Origin of the sequence: Sphingobium sp. D43FB (genome assembly GCF_002312805.1) — a bacterium.
Taxonomy (GTDB): Bacteria; Pseudomonadota; Alphaproteobacteria; order Sphingomonadales; family Sphingomonadaceae; genus Sphingobium.
In genome coordinates, this window is record NZ_NMUA01000027.1 from 1 (window position 1) to 19,687 (window position 19,687).

Sequence of the window (19,687 nt, forward strand, 5' to 3'; positions counted from 1 at the left end):
TTCGTCAATCGACCACCACGACCGCCACAAAAACCAACCGCAGTCTGGATCAACCCACCGGCCAGGGACCGAAAGACGATAGCTTAATCTCCCGACCCGGCTGTCTCACAATCGTTGACACGTTCCGACCGGGACACGAGTGGATGACCTTTTAAGCCCAGCGGGTGAAAATTAAAACTTTTCTGGAGTGGATTGAACAATGTCTACAGCTCAACTGATGGATATTCCCGAAGTTTCGCCGCTCGCGAGCCGGGAGGAATATGCCGCCGCTCGTCAGGAGAGCTGGGTGGGCAAGAGCCCGCGCGGTTTCGAGGTGCTCACTCATGATCAGGGTTGGGAGATCATGAGCAGCAAGGAGTTCGACATTGGCGGCGGTTTCGGCGTAGTCCTTGATGCTGTCGGCCTCACCTCGGGCCCCTATCGCGAGGAATGGAACAAGCAGATCGTCTGCAACGAAGGTGATCAGCGCACCAAGATGCGTCAGCCTTACATGCGACTGCTCAAGCCTCAGCAGGTTGCGAAGCTACAGGGGGACGTTCGCGCCATCATCAACGGGATTTTGGACGACATCGATGATCCTACAGACGTCGACTTCATGTCCCAGATCGCATGGCGTCTGCCCACGCAGCTTTATTGCGACCTGATTTCGGCGCCGCGTGAAATGGCACCATGGATTGGCCGCGTGACCGAGTCCATCAATCCGCCACTTCTCACGCTCGACAAGGACCGCCTTCCCGAGTCCGAGGCCGCCTATTGGGAGGGCCTGGAATTCCTCGAAAAACATATCGATGAAAAGCGCGCGCATCTGGGCGACGATTTTACCTCCGAACTCATCCGGTGCGAACTGGAGGGTCTCATCTCCCATGATGAGGTCAAAACCGTCGCCATGTCGCTCCTCATTGCCAGCATGGACAATACACTTCACCAACTCGGCCTGACCTTCGGCACATTGCTGGAGGACCATAGCCGCTGGGAGCAGGTGCTGGCCAAGCCGACTGCCGCTCCGCAAGCTGCGGAAGAAACCTATCGGCTTTGTCCGCGCTTCGGCGTCATTGCGCGTCACGCGTCGAAGGACATCGAGGTGAATGGCTTCACCGTTCCGGCGGACAGCTGGGTCTGGATTTCGACCCGATCAGGTGGTCGCGACGAAACCAAGTTCGAGGATCCGGACAATTTCAGGATGGGCCGTCCCGCTTCGCGCGCGCTCATGTTCGGGTCGAGCCATTACAGCTGCCTGGGCGCTACGCTCGCGCGGCTCGAGATTACCGAGACGATGAAGATCATCGCGGAACGTTTCCCCGATATCCATCTCAAGGGGGATTGGCGCAAGGTTGAGGGGCCGCTCGTAACCGAGGTCGAGCATCTGCGCGTATCTCTGGTCTGATATTGACTGGCTTCACCTGCGCCGCTCGGCAACGGTGGAGCCAAATCTACCATTTTCACAGGAGTATATTTTTGAACTCGATTATCGTCACCACTCGCGAGGGTGAAGAGCATAAGCTTGAGGCACAGGTCGGCATCAGCGTCATGGAAGTCATCCGGGACGCTGGCCTTGATGAACTTCTGGCTCTTTGCGGCGGCTGCTGTTCCTGCGCCACCTGTCATATCTACGTCGAGGAAGGGCCGTTCGACGCCCTCTCCGAAGTCACCGCCGACGAGAATGACCTTCTGGACAGCTCCGATCATCGGAACGACCGATCGCGTCTCGCCTGCCAGCTCATCTACTCCGACGCTCTGGCCGGCCTGCGTGTGCAGATCGCGCCGGAGGATTGACCGGTCATCAGGGACTGGGGCGGCAATAGGCAATCCTGTCTCTCGGGGACCATTGGCGTCCGAATGAAGCAGGGGGGCATATGATCCGATTTGACATTCTCATTGTGGGAGCCGGGCATGCCGGCGCCCAGCTAGCTGTGGCTCTGTGCCAACGAAAGTTCGAGGGCACCATCGCGATTGTCGGCGATGAGCCCGATCCGCCCTATGAGCGGCCGCCGCTTTCGAAGGACTATTTCTCCGGCGACAAGAGCTTCGAGCGTATTCTCATCCGGCCGGCGACATTCTGGCGAGAACGTAGTATCGAGATGCTCCTTGGTCACCGGGTAGAATATGTTCTTCCCGACCAGCACCGAGTGGCGCTGAGTAACGGTTCTTTCATCGAATACGGCTCGCTGGTCTGGGCGACAGGCGGATCGCCGCGCAAGCTCACCTGCCCGGGCCATCACCTTTCGGGCGTCCATTATGTCCGCACCCGCGCCGATGTCGATCTAATGAAGGCAGAATTGTCTGACGTGCGCAAGGTGGTCGTCGTCGGCGGAGGATATATCGGTCTCGAGTCTGCGGCCGTGCTGCGGAAGTTGGGGAAGGAGGTCACTCTCGTCGAGGCGTTGGATCGTGTTCTCGCACGCGTTGCAGGCGAGCCGCTGTCGCGCTTCTACGAGGCCGAGCATGGGAACCGCGGCGTGCATGTCCGCCTCTCGACGCAGGTCGAGTGCCTGGAAGGCGAGGGCGGTCGCATCAGCGGCGTTCGTTTGGCGACCGGTGAGTTGCTCTCTGCAGACATGGTGATCGTGGGAATCGGGATTATCCCGGCGACCGAGGCTCTTGCGGCAGCAGGCGTAGCGAACAGCAACGGCATTCTGGTCGATGAATTGTGCCGAACCAGCGTCTCGGATATTTTCGCTGTCGGCGATTGTGCTGCGCATGCCAACCGGTACGCGCAGGGCGCCACGATCCGCCTTGAATCGGTTCAGAACGCCAATGACCAAGCCGCGACCGTGGCGAAATACCTCACCGGCGACAGCGAGCCATATGATGCCGTCCCCTGGTTCTGGTCCACCCAATTTGACCTCAAGCTACAAACTGTTGGTCTGTCGACCGGCTATGACCAGACCGTGTTGCGAGGCGAACCAGCGTCGCGGGCCTTTTCGCTGATCTACCTTCGTGGAGGGCGTGTCATTGCGCTGGACTGCGTGAACGTCGCCCGCGATTATGTGCAGGGCAAGGCGCTGGTACAAGGGGCGCTCGTCATTTCGGCCGAAAGACTTGCCGATGCCTCCACGCCGCTGAAGGAACTTGCCGCCGCAGCTGTTGCCTGAACGAAATTTGCCGGGCCATGCGGGCGATGCCCCGGCTTTCATGCGCTTCAGGTTGGACCATTGTCGTTGGTCATTGCGGGCAATGCCCGATCGGAGGCGCTACGAATTTTGTCGAACCGATTGAAGATCGGCTGCGACAGCTGGGGGTGGGTGAAAAGGTAAAGCTCGCCGCTTGCGATGCCATCCAGCACGATCTGGCCGATCTCTTTGGGAGACTTCCAGGGGGTTGGACCATCGAACAAGTTGAGATCATTCAAATCGATGTCCTTCAGGCCCGCTGCGTCGGCGTCCTGACGATGGCGCGAGCCTGTCGCGATCGCGGTTTGGGTCGGTCCGGGCAGCAGCACGCTAGCCTTGAGAGCGCTTCCTTCAAGCTCGAGTTCCTGAGCGAGCACCTCCGTCAGCGCGACGACGCCATATTTGGAGACGCAATAGGGGCCGAAACCTGGCCCTGAGAGAAGTCCGGCCTGGGACGAGGTGTTGATGATATGCCCCCCATCCGTATTGCGCTTCATATATGGGAGGAAGGCGTGGACGCCGTGGATGACGCCCCAAAGATTGATGTCGAGCATCCAGCGCCAGTCGTTGATGGTGAGATCCGCGATCATCCCAACGGGGCCGACCCCTGCGTTGTTGCAGAGAATATGTACCGCACCATGCCGGTCCATGACTTGGTCGGCGAGGGCCTGAACCTGATCGAATTGACTAACGTCCGTCGCGATGCCCTCGACGCCGAGCTGCGCGCAAGTCGCATCGATTGCAAGGCGGTCAACATCAGCGATGATCACCCGCGCGCCGGCTGACTGCAGTCGCTCGGCAATGCCTCTGCCCACGCCTGATGCGCCGCCGGTGACGACCGCAATCCTGCTATCAAGGTCTTTCATAAGTGACCTCCCTTTTTAGAAGCGCGATCCGTCGTCTGCGTGAAAGCCTGCTGCCTAGGGACTCGAAAGTCGAACGACTATTCAGCGACTGGATTGACCCAGGGTAAACCGGCGGCTCGTCTGCTGCTCGATTGAGCTTGTCGCAATTGCCCGGAAAATAAGTGGATTGTTTGCAGGGAGAGCAATCCAGAAGAAGGTCTCCAACCTACTATTGTCGGGAGTCTTTGAAGTGGCCCTGCGCAATCGCGTTGGCAGGCAAGTATCAGCGTGCCGCCGATCAGGTCGCATGAAAGATCCTGCTCAAATGGTCATAATCATCCGACATTGCGACAGCGCATGACACGCTCGTACGAGTCTTTGAGGAGATGGATTTAAATGCGCATATCTAGAATGGCCACGGCCGGATTACTCTCCCTTCTCATTTCGGCGCAGGCGTGGGCGGGGAGCAGCATTTCTTCAGTGTGCGGAGCGTGTAGAGCGGTCAAAATCGCGACCTGCGGCGGCTTTCTTGAAGGTCCTTCCTTCGATTCGCAAGGCAGCCTGTGGGTGGTGGACGTAACAGGTGGGCGGATACTGCAGATTGCGGCCGACCAGTGCGAGGAACGGACCAAGACTGGTAGCCATCCCAATGGTTCGTTGGTTACCAAGGATGGAAACATTCTGATTGCCGACCTGAACGGGCTGCTTTCTTTTGATCCGCGATCTGGCACTCTGTCTGCCCTTGATTTGAACTTTGGTGGCGAAAAGCTCACAGGTCTGAACGACCTTGCGGCAGATAACCGTGGCGGCCTCTATTTTACGATTCCGGGCATGTCGTCGGCCTTACGCGCCGAGGGGCGACTTTTCTATCGGGGCCCGGAAGGCCGCGTCCATCTCATTAGCGACAAATTTTCATTTCCAAACGGTGTTGCCGTGTCGGGCGACGGCGAGACAGTGCTGTTGGCGGACTTTGCGGCAAAGCGCATCTTGTCCTTGCCAGCGATTGGCGCAAAAGGCCCAAATCAGCTCGCTTATGTCTTTTCTGCAACACAAGGCGGGATCGGGCCTGACGGTATGAAGATCGATCCGGACGGCAGGCTTTTTGTAGCTAACTTGGGAGCCAAAGAAGTTCTGGTCTTTGACCGGGCCGGCACGCAGATCGGTGCTATCGCGCTCCCGGAAGAAGCTGGCCCACTCGTCACAAACATCGCTTTCCATGATCGTGCACTCTATATCACAGAGGCCGCCAAAGGTGAGGTGTGGAAAGTGGCCCTGGTGACGAAATCTACTCACTAAGCTATGGATCGTACCGAAGCAGGCCCCCTTCAATCACATTGATATCATTGTATTGCAACGAGGAAAGGTGGGAACCTGGGTCCTGATAAGCGCCGAATGGGACCCTATAACTGTCCTTCTTTTCCAAGCATTTTAAGATGGTTGCGTCATGTGAGCCGGGAGTCAGCTTCGGTGCCGTTCCACGTCCGAGGCTTCGATGACTTGCTCTTCCATGTGGATGCGGAGCGATGAAGCGACCGGCGGGGGGATAGTCGCCTGGCGGCTCCAAAAGAACACCGGCAAGTTTGTGCCGTGCGAAATCTCGGCAGTCTGAAAACTTCAGTCTCGGCCTCTTATCGAGCGAACAATCCTGGACTGCAGGTCAACGCTTTTATCTGGCTGCTGCGATACCGAGGGATGTTGCAAATTGCGGCCTGTTATCCGGTTGATGATCTCGGCCTGCGGATCGGTAAGGCTGCGGTCTTGCGGGGATGACGCGATAGGGCGCGACGCGGTCGCCGATTGACTAGTGATTGCGCGAATCGCGGCCGGCTGAGGATCGCTCATGGCGTTCTGGGCGAACGAAAACTGTCCTGCGCTTAGGCAAGCTTGCATTGCGGTTGGCTGGCTGCCTAGCAGGGTTGCCAAAACGATCATGAACATGTGCGTCCTCCTCCTAACAAAACTGGGCGATAAATTCATCCGCCCGACTTGAGCGGTATTAGACGGTGGGGACTGACGCGGTCGGATAAGATCGCATCGGCTACCCTGGTAGACACTTCTACCGCAGGGTTCTGGCTGAGTAGGACGAATGTAGACAGTGCCTGCAGGTCAGCCCCAGCACGCGACTGCCCGTCGTCCGATGTCGGCCGCAATTGAGAGACGCATGATTCAGGCAAGTGGTCCATCTGGGCGACCCTGAGTCCTTGGAGGGGCTCGGTTGCAGGGCCACGCTCTCCGGCACAGACGTCGTTTCTCTCCCGTATCTTCGGTGGAGGTTAGGCCGTAACCGGGACAGGACTAGGGTGCGGAGGAGTTGATGGCTCTTCGTCTCCGGCGGGCGGCTTGATGTTGAACCAAAGCGCATAAAGGGCGGGCAGGAACACCAAGGTCAGGATTGTGCCGCCAAGCGTCCCGCCGATCAGCGTCACCGCCATCGATCCCCAAAAGACTGAACTGATGAGGGGCACAAATGCGAGCACCGCCGCCAGCGCGGTCAGAATTACCGGTCGGGAACGTTGCACAGTCGCCTCAACCACGGCGTGGTAGGGATCCATCCCTTCCTTCTCATGGTCGTGGATCTGGCCGATCAGGATGAGCGTATTGCGCATCAGGATGCCGGCGAGGGCGATCAGGCCCAAAATGGCGTTGAAGCCGAACGGTTGGCCGCTGATCAGCAACGTAGGAACGACGCCGATCAGCCCCAGAGGTGCGGTCAGCAGGACGATCGCCATGGCCGACAGGCTGCGCACCTGGAGGATGATGACGATCATCATTAGAACGATCATGATCGGGAAGATCGGCGCGAGTGCCGAATTGGCTTTCTCGGCTTCCTCGATCGAACCAGCCATGTCGATATGATAGCCCGATGGCAGATCCTTGATGATGGGGTGAAGCTTTTTGAGCATCGCGGTCGAGACGTCGGGCGGTTGCAGTCCGTCAGCGATGTCGCCACGAACGGTGATCGTCGGCAACCGATCGCGACGCTGAAGGATCGGGTCCTCCATTCGAACTTCCATTGTGCCAATCTGGCTCACCGGCACGCGCTCGCCATTAGCGCCTGTCAGCATATAGTCGCCGATCCGCGCCGGATCGAGCCGGTCGTTGCCGCTTGAGCGCGCGATGACATCGACGGTGCGGATATCCTCACGCGCCTGGCTGACGGTAGCGCCGGTCAGCAGGAACTGAAGCTGCTGCGCAACGTCACTGGATGTCAGGCCGAGCGCGCGCAGCCGATCCTGGTCGAGGACGAAGTGCAGGGCGGGCGCACGGTCGCCCCAATCGGTGTTCACGGTCCGCATCATAGGGTCGTCCTGCATGATCTTCTGCGCTTTGGCCGCGATGGTGCGGACCGTTGCCACATCAGGGCCGCTGACCCGGAAAGCGACCGGGAAGGGCGAATAGGGACCAAAAACAAGCTGGGTCGCGCGCACCCGTGCCTGGGGAGCGAGGCCGTCGGCCGCAGCCTGGCGCAGCCGAACTTTCAGGGCATCGCGCGCTTCCTCGTCAGCGGTGAGGACGATGATCTTTGCAAAGGACGGATCGGGCAGTTCGGGCGACAGCGACATGAAGAAGCGCGGGGCGCCCTGGCCGACATAAGCGGTCACGATTCTAGCTTCGGGCTGTTTACGCAGCCAGGCCTCGACTTGCTTTGCGGCCTCGCTGGTGCGGGCGATCGCTGTTCCCTTGGCCATCTGCACCTCGACCAACACTTCGGGACGATCGGACGCGGGGAAGAATTGCTTGTTGACGAACGGCATGCCGACACCTGCAATCAGGAACGCGCCGAGTGTCGCGAGCGCGACAAGTTTCTTGCGCCGCACTGCCCAGGCGATGACGCTGCGCACTTTCTCATAGCGCGGCGTTTGGTAGATTGCGGCATGTCCACCTTCCACCGGCTTGATGTGCGGCAGCATCTTCACGCCCATATATGGCGTGAAGATCACCGCGACGAACCAGGAGGCGATCAGGGCGAAGCCGACGACCCAGAAGATGTTGCCGGCATATTCGCCGGCGGTTGATTGCGCGAACCCGACCGGCATCAACCCGATCACCGTCACCAGCGTTCCGGCCAGCATGGGCGAGGCGGTATGGCTCCAGGCGTAGGCGGACGCGCGGATGCGGTCGTAGCCCTCCTCCATCTTCACGACCATCATTTCGATCGCGATGATCGCATCATCAACCAGCAGGCCGAGCGCGAGGATCAGTGCGCCGAGCGTGATCCGGTCAAGAACGCGGCCGGTGGCCCACATGATGACGAGCACGATAGCGAGCGTCAGCGGCACCGCCGCCGCCACGACGATGCCGACCCGCCAGCCTAGGCTCACAAGACTGACGATCATCACGATCGCCAGCGCTTCCAGGAAAGTGTGCATGAACTGGTTGACCGCCTCGGAGATATTGACCGACTGATCGGTGACCGGGGTCAGGCTCATGCCGAGGGGTAGTTCGTCTGTGATCTTCTCAATTTCCGCCTTCAGCGATTTGCCCAGGTCAAGGCCGTTCCATCCCTCGCGCATGACGACGCCAAGCAGCAATGCAGGCTCGCCCTGGCTGCGGATCAGGAAGGCGGCGGGGTCTTCGTAACCACGCTCGACCCTGGCGATTTCGGACAGGCGCAGGGTGGCACCATTCGCAACGATAGGCAGGTCGCGTATTTTGGACAGATCATCGAACGCACCATCGAGACGCACGACGACCTGCTGTGCCTTGGTCTCGATCGACCCCGCCGGCGTGATCATATTCTGCGCCGCCAGCGCAGCGAATATGTCGCGTGGCGAGACGCCAAGCGTCGCCAGCCGCTCCTGGGCGAATTCGACATAGATGCGCTCAGGGCGCTCGCCCACGATATTGATTTTGTTGACGCCAGGAACATGCAGCAGGCGCTGGCGCAGGGTTTCGGCTTCCCGTGCGAGCAACCGCTGCGGCTCGCCCCTGGCCTTGAGGGCATAAAGGGCGAAGGTGACGTCGCCATATTCGTCGTTCACGAATGGCCCGACCGCACCGCGCGGCAGATTGGGCGCTTCGTCCGACATCTTCTTGCGCGCTTGGTAAAACTGGTCCGGCACGTCTTTGGGGGGCGTCGTGTCTCGCAAGGTCAGTGTGGTGAAGGCCAGGCCGGGCCGTGTGAAGGTTTCGCTGCGGTCGTACCAGGGCAGTTCTTGCAAACGCTTTTCCAGTGGCTCGGCGACCTGATCCTGCATCTCCTGAGCGGTCGCCCCGGGCCAGGCGGTGACGACTGTCATCACCTTGATGGTGAAGCCTGGATCTTCCGCGCGTCCCAACTTCAGGAACGCCACGGTGCCCGCCAGAATGATCGCGATCAGGAAGAACAATGTGACCGATCGCTCGCGGACAGCCAGCGCGGATAGATTGAACCGGCTCGGCTTACCGGGCTCATTTCCGGGCAGATCGTGCTGCCCGCTCATCGGGCTGCACCTGCGGCTTGCGCAGCGATTCTAACCTGCTGACCCTGATGCAACATATGGGCGCCCATCGCGACGAAGCGGTCGCCAGACTTAAGTCCCGATGTCACATTGGCAGTCTCTTCACCAAGAGCAGAGACGCGAACCGGCCGCCACGCGACCGTTGGCTTGGTATCCCCGCTGACAATCCAGACGCCTGGACCTCGCCCGGTGTCGTGCAGTGCGCCAAGCGGCACTTGGGTCGCAACCTCTTCGCTTGGCGTAGCAAGGGTTACAGTGACGGTGGATCCGAGCGGCGCTCGAGCGACCGCGCCTGCAAGGACATAGCGGGCTTCGAACGTGCGCGAGGCTGGATTGGCGGAGTCAGCGAGCTGGCGCAGGGTGGCGCTGCCGGTCGCACCGTCATAGGTGCGGGCCCGGGCGGCAGAGTTCAGTGAGGGCCGCAGGGTCTCGGGCAATTGCACCAGGGCTTCGCGCGGTCCTGACCGTGCTAATCGTATCACGGTCTGTCCGGCCGCAACCACCTGTCCAGGTTCTGCCAGCGTCTCGACGACTGTGCCGTCGGCATCGGCGAGCAGGACACCATAGTTGGTTTCGTTACGCGCCACATTGGCCTGCGCCTGTGCTGCGGTGAGCTGAGCGCGCGCCGAATCGGCAGCTGCCTTGGCCTGGTCGTAAGCCGAGGCCGATACGGCGCCCGCGCCCACCAGATCGCGGTAACGCCTCTCATCGGCTGCAGTCTGCAATGCGCGCGCGCGGGCGGCTTCGACGGTGCCTTGTGACGCGCGGCTCGCGAGCGCGAGGTCGGCAAGGTCGATCCGCATCAGCGGCTGTCCGCGGCGAACGACCTGTCCGGCGTCAACCAGACGCTCGATCACCTTTCCGCCGACCCGAAAGCCCAGATCGCTCTGCACGCGTGCCGCAACGATGCCGGTAAACTCGCGTGTCGCGGCATTGGCCAGGCTTGAGGTGGTTACCCTGACGAGTGGTGGCTGGGTCCGTGGATCGGATTGGGTGCGGTCGCACCCGGCCAGTGCGATCGAAAGCAGGATGGGCAGGCCAAGGGCAAAATGACGATAGCGATGGGACACGCACAATTCCTCCGAAGTATGGAGGATCGATAAGTGTCTAGTGACGATATTGTCAATAGGTCACATAATCTGATCTGGCCGGGTTTAGGGTGCCAGGCTACGCAGGATGAGGCCCATAACCTCGCTTTGTGCGTCGGGAAGCAGGTCCAGATTCCGCTCGAGATGCAGTGGATCGATAAAGGGGGTCATCGCGTAGAATATCGATCGGCAGATTTCGTCAATCGGTGTCTTGCGTTCGAACTCCCCATTTTCGCGGCCATCCCGGATGATCTCCTCCAGCATCGCTTTGAGGGCATCGGCATAGACTTGCGTCGATGACCAGCGCTCCTTCGCCGATAGCGCCGCAATCTCAAAGATCTTTCGATCATCGAAAAACAGGGCGACGCTGAGCGCAGTAACGCTTTTGAACATACGACGGAGCCGGTCGGTCGCGCTGCCGCCTTCATCGATGGCGGCACGCGCCTCGCCGAGGATTTGCACGAGGCGGGCGCTACAGATGGCTTCGCCGATCGCCTGTTTCGATTCAAAGAAGCGATAGATATAGGCTTTCGAGAAGCCGATCTCGCGCGCCAGGTCAGAGACCGCGGTTTTGCCATAGCCGTAGCGCGCAAAACATTCATTCGCGGCTTCGACGATCTTGTAACGTACGCTGTGTTCGGCCGGCCCGCGGGTCGAGGCCGTTGGAGTGGATGGTTTCATCATGCTCGCTCCTTAAACGCTCCAGCCAGCATTGACAAATAGTGACCATAAGGAACATTAGTCATATATTGAACTCAATCTCTCGAGGCTTGAACATGCGACACCGTCGATCCGCATTCCTGTTGTCAGCTACGGCCGCGCTTCTGGGCGGCTGTGCTGTCGGGCCTCGCTACGTCGCGCCGGTTTCCTCGGCGCCGACTGCTTTTGTCGGCGCTCCCGCCGTCGATACGCGAACTGCGGCAACGCAGATGGCGGACCTGGTCAATTGGTGGCGGGCGTTCGAAGACCCGCTGCTGACCAGTCTCGTCGAGCGCGCGCTCGCCCAGAATCTGGATCTGCAGCGGGCGAGCGCGCGCGTCGTTCAGGCGCGCGCCGCGCTGAAGAATGCCAACGCCGCGCTCCTGCCATCCGGGCAGATGAGCGGTCAGGGTGGCGAAACCTATCAGTCGCTGGAAACTCCGATCGGACAGATTGGCAGCGCATTCCCGCAATTCGAGCGTTCAACCGAAACCTATGAGCTTAATCTTGGCGCCAGTTGGGAAATTGACCTGTTCGGTGGCCGTGACGCCGCTCGCGACGCGGCCCGCGCGGATTGGCAGGCATCGGCGGCGGCAGCAGTCGCCGCACGCCTTGCAGTGGCTGCGCAGACTGCGGATACCTATATCGCCATCCGGACCTTGCAGGCGCGCCTCGACGTGGCGCGCGCGCAAACCGACACCCAGCAGAAACTCGTCGATCTGATCACCCTTCAATATCGCAAAGGCGTCGCGGCCGAGCTACAGGTTCGCCAGGCCGAAGGCGCGCTGGCGCAGGTGCGCGCCTCGATCCCGGCTTTACAGAACGAACTCGACATGGCGATGAATGCTCTCGATGTGCTGATGGGCGTTCAGCCCGGCACAACGCGATCTGAACTGGCGACGCTCTCCCCGATACCGCTGCCCCCTGCTGTTTCGACAGCAGGTGGGCCGGCAGCGCTTTTGCGGCGTCGGCCCGATATCATTGCGGCGGAACGGACGCTTGCCGCTTCCAACGCACGCATCGGAGTCGCCGTCTCTGAATATTATCCCAAAATCTCGCTAAGCGGTCTGCTTGGCACGGCGACGACGGCGGCAGGTGGTCTGTTCACTGGCAATGCGACGCAAGCCAACGGCGTGTTGGGCATGCGCTGGCGCCTGTTCGATTTTGGTCGTGTCGATGCGGAGATCAGGGCCGCCAAGGGCCGTAATGCCGAGGCGCTGGCTGCGTATCGCCTGACCGTCCTGCGTGCGTCGCAGGATGTCGAGGATGCCTTCTCGACCTTGGTCCAGCAGGAGGCGCGGGCGGCAGCTTTGTCACAAGGTGAAATAGCATTGACGCGCGCGCGGACCTCCTCTCTTGCTGCTTACAAGGGTGGGGCGGTCAGCTTGATCGAAGTTCTCGATGCCGACCGACGGCTCCTCGAAACGCGAGATGGCGCGATCCAGGCTCGCGCTGCAGCCAGTCGCGGCGCGGTCGCCTCGTTCCGCGCGCTGGGTGGCGGCTGGGATGCGGTTCCGGCGACGAACTGAAAGACTGGTAAGATGATGCGATACTGGGGGATGCACTGTTGCAATATATCATGGTCCCCCGCTCGCCAAAGCCAGGGACGTGATCAAACATGGGTCACTTCTCAGTGGAAATTACTGGCCTCCCCGGGTCACTTGTCAGCGCAAGTCAATAGTTAGGCCCTTCTCTCAAGAAATGAAGGGCCCATAGCGGATCAACCGTTCAGCTTCTCTTTGAGTGCCTTGGCTGGCGTGAAGCCGAGCTTCTTCGACGCAGCAATACTGATCGTTTCGCCGGTTGCTGGGTTGCGGCCATCGCGCGCAGCACTGTGCTTGACCTTGAACTTGCCAAAGCCTGGAACCGAGACCTCCGCATCCTTACCGGCCGCATCCGCAATTTTTGCGAACAGCCCGTCGATGACCTTCTTCACATCGGACTTGGCAAGCCCTTCATCGGTAGCGATCGAAGCGATGATATCGGTCACGGTCATAGGTCATAGTCCAGCTGTGATAAGGAGGGGCTTGAATGCCCAATCCGTCGGCTTCTGTCGAGAGGGAGAGCGAAGGGAGAATTTACGACAAACAAGCTTTCGCGCTGCCGAGCGTCGACGGAAATATGTTTCACCGAGCATGATCCGTCCGCAATCCCGGGTCGGAAGATGATCGTGCGGAACGAATGCGTGGCTTTGTCCGATTTTCGGACTTGTTCCGATGGCTTCGCGCGCCAGAGGCTGCGATCCGTGAGGCAGGCCAAGCGACCCTTTGCCGGGAGGCTGTATATCTCACGGAGGAAGCAATGTCCGCGCTGGCCCTCATGTTTCGCCTCACGCGAATGATGGTCGACAAGCGCTTGGGCGTCCGTGACGCAGTGTTTATCGGAATGGCAGGGGAGGGGATCGGTATTCTGCTCCTGGTTGCTGGACCTCTACTGCTCAAGCATCTCGTCGATCGCCTCTCCCAGCCATTGCCACTGTCAGCGCCGCTGGTTGTCGCCGTGATCCTCTTTGCACTTGCGGCCGCTGCCGCCGGCTTGGTCGCTGCTTTGCGTCATCACAGCACGACCCGCATCGTCGAGGCGATTGCCGGCGACCTGGCGCTGCAGCTTCTTGCCTCTCGCCTTCCCATCATGGCGAGGCACCCTGACGCCACGGGGGGGAGGATGCTCGGGCAGATCGAACGACTGCCGTTCAGCCTCCATCTCTTGATCGACGGCCTGTTATGGCAGGCCGTTCCCCTCATGGTTCAGATGGCGGTGGCCTTCTGCGTGATCCTGGCGGTCGTTCCCTGGATCTATGCGGTACTGATCGGCCTCCTACTCGCAGGCTATTGCTTCATCACCATGGTGGGGGCCGAGCGCTACCAGCATCAGGCTGTGACAGCGAATGAGCGGTCTGCAAGCCTGACGGCATGTGTCGCCGATCTTCTGCGCAATGCTCCGCGCGTCATATTCAATGGCAATATGGACGCCGAGCTTGCGCGCGCAGCCCTGGTCGCCGGCGAGCGAGCAAAGGAGGCTGGCCGCGGTACCCGGTCCCTTGTCTCGATGGCGGCCGTGCAATGCAGCGCAGTGACGCTGGGCCTCGTCCTTCTTCTTGGTCTCGCAGTCCGTGACGTGCTGGCTTTCCGGCTGACAGTAGGGGACCTCATTTTGTTGCAGGCTTATGTGTTACGCCTTGTCCTGCCGCTTGGCGGCTTTGGCTTCCTGCTGAGGCAGGCGGGACGGGCCGTCGCGCAGATCCGCGAAACATTGGCCTTGATCGATGATCATGCGCGATCGCCTTCATGTCCAGGCCCACTGCCCGATGGTCCCGCGCGGGTCCAGCTCGGCGGCATTAGCTTTGCTTTTGACGGTATCAGGCACGTTGTTCGTGATGTAAGCGCCACTATCGAAGCTGGAAGCCTTACTGTCCTGGTTGGCGCTAACGGTTCGGGCAAATCGACTCTTGCTCGTCTCATCGCTGGATTGCTGGATCCTTTGGCAGGCAGTGTGGATGTCAACGGCATCATCCTTGCAGATGTGCCGCGCGAGCACCGGCACCGGCATATCCTCTATGTCCCGCAGCATGTTGGGCTGTTTGCGCGTTCGCTTGGCGAAAATGGCCTCTATCCTCCGGCAGCATCAGAAGCACAGTGCCTGCAGCGACGGCTACAGGCACTGTGCTTCTACCCCGATGACCGTATACCCGAACTCGACATGCCGGTCGGAGAGGGCGGTCACGGACTGTCTGGTGGCCAGATCCAAAAGCTCGAACTCGCGCGGCTGGCGAGCGCAGCGGTGCCGGTGCTCATCCTCGACGAGGCGACCTCAGCGCTCGATCCGCAGAGCGAGACTGCTGCGATCGAGACATTGCGGCGCAAGCGTGCCCAAAGCACGATCATTTTTGTGACCCATCGTCGACATATTGCCCGCATGGCCGACCACGTTCTCTTCCTCGTTGATGGCGCGCTACGATGTGCAGGAACAGATGAGGCCTTGGCGCAGCGAGCCGATTATCGGAATTTCTGGCATCGAGCCAAAGGCGCCTGAACTCTCTTCGGGGATGATTGACAGGGGAATGCGAAAAGGCAAAGAATTAGGCCATGCACCATGGCTGTCCATCGGACGGCCCGCTTGCTCCGCGAGACGGCTTCGTCTCCAGGCACGGCACCGATCAATGCAATGGAACCGGCACATCCCGGATTCCACATTTGTGTCCGGGCCTATTTTCGTATGTCGTTTTCACAGCATCGCCGCGCAGTCTGCCGCGCGCCTGACAGTTCACCATATGCCACGCAGTGATGGCGGGAAGGCCAGCGCCGAGGGAGCGCAGCAAACACGCAGACGCATTCTCGAGCGGCTTTTCCGGTCCGAGGCGCCTGGTCTTGCGCGTTTCGTTCGAAGTCGGATCGGGCGGACCGAAGATGTCCACGACCTTGTACAGGAGGCCTTCGTCAGTCTGGCTGCCGCGCGCCCGCAGATCCTGCTTGAGCGGCCGGAAGCCTATCTGCAACGGGTCACACGCAATCTCGTGTTCGAGCGTTTCCGCCGCGGCGCCCGGCCAGGACAACTGGTGCAAGCAGATCTGGACGAGGCGCTAGGCGTGGCCGTTCCCCCCGAACAGGAATGGGCTCTGGAGGCCGATGACGCGACCAGTCGTTATGTAGCCGTGCTTGATACGCTTGGCCCCCAAACCCGCGAGATATTCCTCCTCCACAGGGTGGACGGATTGACCTACGGCGAAATTGCCGACCGGGTGAACCTCTCGATCAAGTCGGTTGAATATCATATGGGTCGCGCCCTGGCGCGGCTCCATCAGGCATTTTACGGGTCATGAGCGAACAGTCTACAGAGCAGCCGGGAGATCCGGCACCCAACCCATTGCTTGAAGAGGCGATCAGCTGGTGTCTGCGCATGCAAAGCAAGGATGCCGACGAGCACAGGGCCGCGTTCGAAGCCTGGCTCTCCCTCGGGGGCGTCCACCGGCAGGTCTATAGCGAGGTGAGCGAACTCCATGGTTTTGGCGAGAAGCTGCGCGGGGTCGATCTTGACCGGACCGCTGACCAAACGCAGGAACCCAGGCATGCATTTCACGCGTCCCGATGGAAGGGGCCTGCTCTGACGGCGGCACTCGCCATCTTCATGGGCATTGGTGTTTTCTACTTTGAGGGAAAGCGGGAGGCAGCTCCAGACCGACTGGCAAGACGTGCGCTTGGCGCGCCAGGGCAACTGCAGACAGCGCTGGGCGAGATTCGAACGATCCGGCTCGATGACGGGTCGATGGTGACGCTTGACACGGACAGCCTGGTCACCTTCGAGCCGGGGCGCTCGAACAGGCGGCTGCGCCTCGAGCGCGGCCGTATCCGCCTGGCCGTTGCAACAGCTTCCAGACCGTTCGTGGTCGCAGCTGGCGCGGGGACGATCACCACGCTTGGCTCCTTGGTCGACATTGGCTTGTCGCGCTATCAGGAGGTTGACATGTCATTCTTGCGGGGCACGGCTGAGCTTCGGACCGCAGGCAAATGGTCGGCTTTGAGACCCTCTAATGCTACCCGGGTCGCCAAAGGCTATCGCGCTAGCTACGGCCCGGATGGGCGAACGGCTATTGCGAAGATGGCGAGTGACGAGCTTGCGGCCACCAACTGGCCAAGCGGGCTCATGTCTTTTGACGGCGTGCCGCTGGCGCAGGTGTTGGGCCATGCCAACCGCTATGGCGTGGTGAAGATCATCCTCGCCGATCCCGCGCTTGGCCAGCGGCGTTTCTACGGCACGGTGCGCCTCAACGACACCCGTCGGCTCGCGGCCGTCATTTCGCACGCCTTATCCCTGCAGCTGCTCGAAGAGGGCGGGACGATCCGTTTGTCCCCGACATAAAAATCTTTCGTCCGGTTTAGGGTAGGGCCGGACTTTCACAATGTCCCCGTCAGAGCCCGCCAACACCGGGCCTGCCACAACTGGGGGACATTCCATGCATAACGCCCGTCATTGGGTGGCAAGCAGCCTGCTTGCCATCGCGGTCGCTCATACCCTTCCAAAGGCATCCGCGCGCGACGAGGTCAGCGCCCCTGTCATGATCGATTTGCCAGCGCAGCCGCTTACCAAGACATTGCTGGCGATCGGGACACTGACAGGAAGGCAGATCATTTTCCCAGGAGATGCGATGGCTGGCCTCTCCGCGCCTGGGATTGAGGGGCGTCTCACAGCACCGCAGGCATTGGCTCGTGCCCTGATGGGGACGGGTTTTAAGGTCGAAATGGGTTCCGACGCCATTTACATTCGCCTTCCCTCCGGGGCTGCCGGGGGACAGGGAGCCGAGCAAAGGGGCGAAGCCATTGTCGTGACAGGATCGCGCATAAGGGGCGTGGCATCAGCTTCGCAGGTCTACAGCTATGAGACCGCACAGGCGCGAGACCAGGGGATCACAGACATGCGCGGTCTCGCAGCCGCAATCCCGCAGAATTTCACCGGTGGTCAAAGCCCAGGGGTCGGCAACGGCGCCGAGGCATCGGGAAGCAGAAACACGGATTCCTCAACCGCGCTCAACCTGCGCGGGCTTGGACCCGGCTCCACATTGACGCTGCTCAACGGTCACCGGCTCGCCTATAATCTCAGCAATCAGTCGGTGGATTTCTCCAGCATCCCTTTCGCGGCGGTAGAACGGGTCGAAATCATGCCTGATGGTGCGTCCGCGCTCTATGGTTCCGATGCGATCGGCGGCGTTGCGAACATCGTGCTCAAAAAGGATCTTCGCGGCGTAACGGCCAACGCCGTGCTGGGTGCGGCGACGGACGGAGGCTATTCCACCCAGAATTACAATGTCGCCGCCGGCACGCGCTGGCGATCCGGCGGCGTGCTGCTGACGGGCAATTATGACCGCAACACGGAGATTCTGGCGGGGGACCGCAGCTTCGCTTCCGGCGTGAACGAACATCTCACCCTGTATCCCAGGATCGAAAGCTACGCCGTCGTCGGCAGTGGCCATCAGGATGTTGGCGAAAATCTGGTCCTCGCGCTTGATGCCCTCTATGCACACCGGGACGCCGTGCGCGCCAGCCCCTACACCAATAACGCGCCGGTCGAGGTGTCGGGGATCGTCTTTTCGACGTCTAGCTGGAATTTGAGTGTCGCGCCCTCAGCGACGCTTCGCATGAGCGATTGGCAATTTTCGTTAGTCGGCATCTATGGGCGTAGTCATCTCAGGAGCCTCTCGCACATTTTCCCCAGCTATTTCAGCAGCGCGGTACTGGAAAATGAGACGATCGGAAGCGAAATCGCGGGCGATGGGCCACTGGTCGCCATTCCTGGCGGCGACATCCGCCTCGCTTTTGGAGGCGGCTATCGGCGGGACGCCTTCATCTCGCGTGCGGCGAGCAATCCGATTGATGCACATCAGGAGAATATATTCGGCTATGCCGAACTCAGCATCCCACTGTCTTCGCCAGACCAGGAGATCCCTGGCTTCTATCGCACCTCTCTTTCAGCGGCCGTTCGTTATGAGGACTATCCCGGCATCGGAAGGCTCGCGACGCCAAAGCTGGGTTTCGTCTCGTCACCCAATGCGGATGTCGACTTCAAACTGAGCTGGGGCCGCTCTTTCAAGTCGCCGACCCTCTATCAGCGGCTCAATCCCGTTACCGTCTATCTGTTTCCCGGAAACCTCTACGGCGAGCGGCCGGGCGCTCCAGCGGGTCAGACGATATTGGCCGTCTATGGCGGCAATAGCGAACTGAAACCCGAAAAGGCGGACAGCCTTTCCGCGAGCCTCGTCTTCCATCCAAGTCGGATACCTGGTCTCGATCTCTCGCTCAGCTATTTCAGGGTCAACTACCGGAATAGAATCGTCGACCCGATCTCGTCGCTGAACCGCGTGCTGATCGATCCGGTGTTTGGAAACCTCGTCCAATTCTCACCCACGCCCCAAGACATAGCCGCGACGATCGCCATGGCACCGCTGGGCCTTGAAAATCAGACCGGATCCGGTGCTCCGTTCGACCCTGCAAGCGTCTACGCCACTATCGATGGTCGTTCGCAGAATGTAGCGAAGGACCAGATTTCAGGCGTCGATCTTAGCTTGAGCTATCGCTTCGATGCCGGAAGCCTGGGAACGCTCTCCCTCTTTAGCAACGCAACTTATCTGCGCTCCAGCCGCATCCTCATCGCGGGGATGCCGAAGATCGACCTTGCAGGCACCATTTTCAATCCTCCCCATTTCAAGCTGCGCGGCGGTGTGGGCTGGTCGCGCGACAGCCTGCTCGTGAATGCCGTGATCAACTATATCGGAGGCGTGAACGATAATCGGCGCGTTGACACCGTCGAACTCAAGGGCATGGCCAGCGTCGATCTGTCGGTCAAATATCATGTTGATGTCGCAGGTGGCGTCGATGTGCAGGTGAGCGCTCTCAACATCCTCAATGCCAAGCCTGATATCATCCGGAACTCGGGCAACTATATGCCAGTCGACAGCACCAACTACTCTACCATCGGCCGCTACATGAGCCTCTCGCTCACCAAGAGCTTCTGAC

15 protein-coding genes are annotated in these 19,687 nt (G+C 60.3%); 9 read left to right on the forward strand and 6 right to left on the reverse strand.

Going from position 1 to position 19,687, the window contains the following annotated elements; genetic code table 11:
- The first annotated feature begins 199 nt into the window (after positions 1-199).
- The 3 genes from SxD43FB_RS18475 (at position 200) to SxD43FB_RS18485 (ending at position 3,092) form a co-directional block, all read left to right on the forward strand.
- Positions 200-1,384, forward strand: coding sequence for a cytochrome P450 (locus SxD43FB_RS18475; RefSeq protein ID WP_096063440.1), 1,185 nt, complete (start codon positions 200-202; stop codon positions 1,382-1,384).
- Between the two features lie 71 nt (positions 1,385-1,455).
- Positions 1,456-1,773: a 2Fe-2S iron-sulfur cluster-binding protein gene (locus SxD43FB_RS18480; protein WP_096063484.1), complete on the forward strand. Its 318-nt coding sequence runs from the start codon at positions 1,456-1,458 to the stop codon at positions 1,771-1,773.
- Between the two features lie 80 nt (positions 1,774-1,853).
- Positions 1,854-3,092 (forward strand): FAD-dependent oxidoreductase, encoded by a 1,239-nt coding sequence (locus SxD43FB_RS18485; protein ID WP_096063441.1) that lies wholly within the window; start codon positions 1,854-1,856, stop codon positions 3,090-3,092.
- Between the two features lie 47 nt (positions 3,093-3,139).
- Here the strand turns inward: SxD43FB_RS18485 and SxD43FB_RS18490 are convergent, their stop codons facing one another.
- Positions 3,140-3,976, reverse strand: a complete 837-nt coding sequence (locus SxD43FB_RS18490) for an SDR family NAD(P)-dependent oxidoreductase (RefSeq protein ID WP_096063442.1) — start codon at positions 3,974-3,976, stop codon at positions 3,140-3,142.
- A gap of 390 nt (positions 3,977-4,366) precedes the next feature.
- Here SxD43FB_RS18490 and SxD43FB_RS18495 point away from each other — a divergent pair, with 390 nt between their 5' ends.
- Positions 4,367-5,251, forward strand: a complete 885-nt coding sequence (locus SxD43FB_RS18495) for an SMP-30/gluconolactonase/LRE family protein (RefSeq protein WP_176482832.1) — start codon at positions 4,367-4,369, stop codon at positions 5,249-5,251.
- 318 nt (positions 5,252-5,569) lie between these two features.
- Here SxD43FB_RS18495 and SxD43FB_RS18500 read toward each other — a convergent pair whose 3' ends face one another.
- The 4 genes from SxD43FB_RS18500 to SxD43FB_RS18515 all read right to left on the reverse strand — a co-directional run bounded on the left by SxD43FB_RS18500 (position 5,570) and on the right by SxD43FB_RS18515 (position 11,168).
- The gene (locus tag SxD43FB_RS18500) at positions 5,570-5,893 is read right to left on the reverse strand and encodes a hypothetical protein (RefSeq protein ID WP_096063444.1); all 324 of its coding nucleotides are present in this window, start codon (positions 5,891-5,893) and stop codon (positions 5,570-5,572) included.
- Between the two features lie 335 nt (positions 5,894-6,228).
- Positions 6,229-9,378, reverse strand: a complete 3,150-nt coding sequence (locus SxD43FB_RS18505; RefSeq protein WP_096063445.1) for an efflux RND transporter permease subunit — start codon at positions 9,376-9,378, stop codon at positions 6,229-6,231.
- On the reverse strand, positions 9,375-10,466 hold the full coding sequence (locus tag SxD43FB_RS18510; RefSeq protein ID WP_096063446.1) for an efflux RND transporter periplasmic adaptor subunit: 1,092 nt from the start codon (positions 10,464-10,466) through the stop codon (positions 9,375-9,377). Before SxD43FB_RS18510 ends, SxD43FB_RS18505 begins: the two co-directional genes overlap by 4 nt.
- A gap of 84 nt (positions 10,467-10,550) precedes the next feature.
- The gene (locus tag SxD43FB_RS18515; RefSeq protein WP_096063447.1) at positions 10,551-11,168 is read right to left on the reverse strand and encodes a TetR/AcrR family transcriptional regulator; all 618 of its coding nucleotides are present in this window, start codon (positions 11,166-11,168) and stop codon (positions 10,551-10,553) included.
- A gap of 92 nt (positions 11,169-11,260) precedes the next feature.
- Between SxD43FB_RS18515 and SxD43FB_RS18520 the strand changes: the two genes are divergently transcribed.
- A complete protein-coding gene (locus tag SxD43FB_RS18520; RefSeq protein WP_096063448.1) occupies positions 11,261-12,712 on the forward strand; it encodes an efflux transporter outer membrane subunit in 1,452 nt (483 codons plus the stop codon).
- Positions 12,713-12,903: 191 nt separating this feature from the next.
- Here the strand turns inward: SxD43FB_RS18520 and SxD43FB_RS18525 are convergent, their stop codons facing one another.
- Positions 12,904-13,179 carry an HU family DNA-binding protein gene (locus SxD43FB_RS18525; RefSeq protein ID WP_096063449.1) on the reverse strand — a complete coding sequence of 92 codons (276 nt, stop codon included), beginning with the start codon at positions 13,177-13,179 and terminating at the stop codon, positions 12,904-12,906.
- Positions 13,180-13,484: 305 nt separating this feature from the next.
- Between SxD43FB_RS18525 and SxD43FB_RS18530 the strand changes: the two genes are divergently transcribed.
- From SxD43FB_RS18530 to SxD43FB_RS18545, 4 genes are all read left to right on the forward strand, one after another.
- Entirely contained in the window at positions 13,485-15,215 is a 1,731-nt protein-coding gene (locus SxD43FB_RS18530) for an ABC transporter ATP-binding protein (protein ID WP_176482833.1), read from the forward strand.
- Between the two features lie 127 nt (positions 15,216-15,342).
- On the forward strand, positions 15,343-16,002 hold the full coding sequence (locus tag SxD43FB_RS18535; protein WP_176482834.1) for a sigma-70 family RNA polymerase sigma factor: 660 nt from the start codon (positions 15,343-15,345) through the stop codon (positions 16,000-16,002).
- Between the two features lie 44 nt (positions 16,003-16,046).
- Positions 16,047-17,039: a FecR domain-containing protein gene (locus SxD43FB_RS18540; protein WP_176482835.1), complete on the forward strand. Its 993-nt coding sequence runs from the start codon at positions 16,047-16,049 to the stop codon at positions 17,037-17,039.
- Between the two features lie 94 nt (positions 17,040-17,133).
- Entirely contained in the window at positions 17,134-19,686 is a 2,553-nt protein-coding gene (locus SxD43FB_RS18545) for a TonB-dependent receptor (protein WP_176482836.1), read from the forward strand.
- Position 19,687: the final 1 nt, after the last annotated feature.

Excerpts from the sequence above, each read along its gene's own strand:
- SxD43FB_RS18515 (WP_096063447.1), bottom strand. The coding sequence starts at position 11,168 with ATGATGAAACCATCCACTCCAACGGCCTCGACCCGCGGGCCGGCCGAA.
- SxD43FB_RS18500 (WP_096063444.1), bottom strand. The coding sequence starts at position 5,893 with ATGTTCATGATCGTTTTGGCAACCCTGCTAGGCAGCCAGCCAACCGCA.
- SxD43FB_RS18475 (WP_096063440.1), top strand. The coding sequence starts at position 200 with ATGTCTACAGCTCAACTGATGGATATTCCCGAAGTTTCGCCGCTCGCG.
- SxD43FB_RS18485 (WP_096063441.1), top strand. The coding sequence starts at position 1,854 with ATGATCCGATTTGACATTCTCATTGTGGGAGCCGGGCATGCCGGCGCC.
- SxD43FB_RS18545 (WP_176482836.1), top strand. The coding sequence starts at position 17,134 with ATGCATAACGCCCGTCATTGGGTGGCAAGCAGCCTGCTTGCCATCGCG.
- SxD43FB_RS18525 (WP_096063449.1), bottom strand. The coding sequence starts at position 13,179 with ATGACCGTGACCGATATCATCGCTTCGATCGCTACCGATGAAGGGCTT.
- SxD43FB_RS18520 (WP_096063448.1), top strand. The coding sequence starts at position 11,261 with ATGCGACACCGTCGATCCGCATTCCTGTTGTCAGCTACGGCCGCGCTT.
- SxD43FB_RS18505 (WP_096063445.1), bottom strand. The coding sequence starts at position 9,378 with ATGAGCGGGCAGCACGATCTGCCCGGAAATGAGCCCGGTAAGCCGAGC.
- SxD43FB_RS18495 (WP_176482832.1), top strand. The coding sequence starts at position 4,367 with ATGGCCACGGCCGGATTACTCTCCCTTCTCATTTCGGCGCAGGCGTGG.
- SxD43FB_RS18490 (WP_096063442.1), bottom strand. The coding sequence starts at position 3,976 with ATGAAAGACCTTGATAGCAGGATTGCGGTCGTCACCGGCGGCGCATCA.
- SxD43FB_RS18535 (WP_176482834.1), top strand. The coding sequence starts at position 15,343 with ATGCAATGGAACCGGCACATCCCGGATTCCACATTTGTGTCCGGGCCT.
- SxD43FB_RS18530 (WP_176482833.1), top strand. The coding sequence starts at position 13,485 with ATGTCCGCGCTGGCCCTCATGTTTCGCCTCACGCGAATGATGGTCGAC.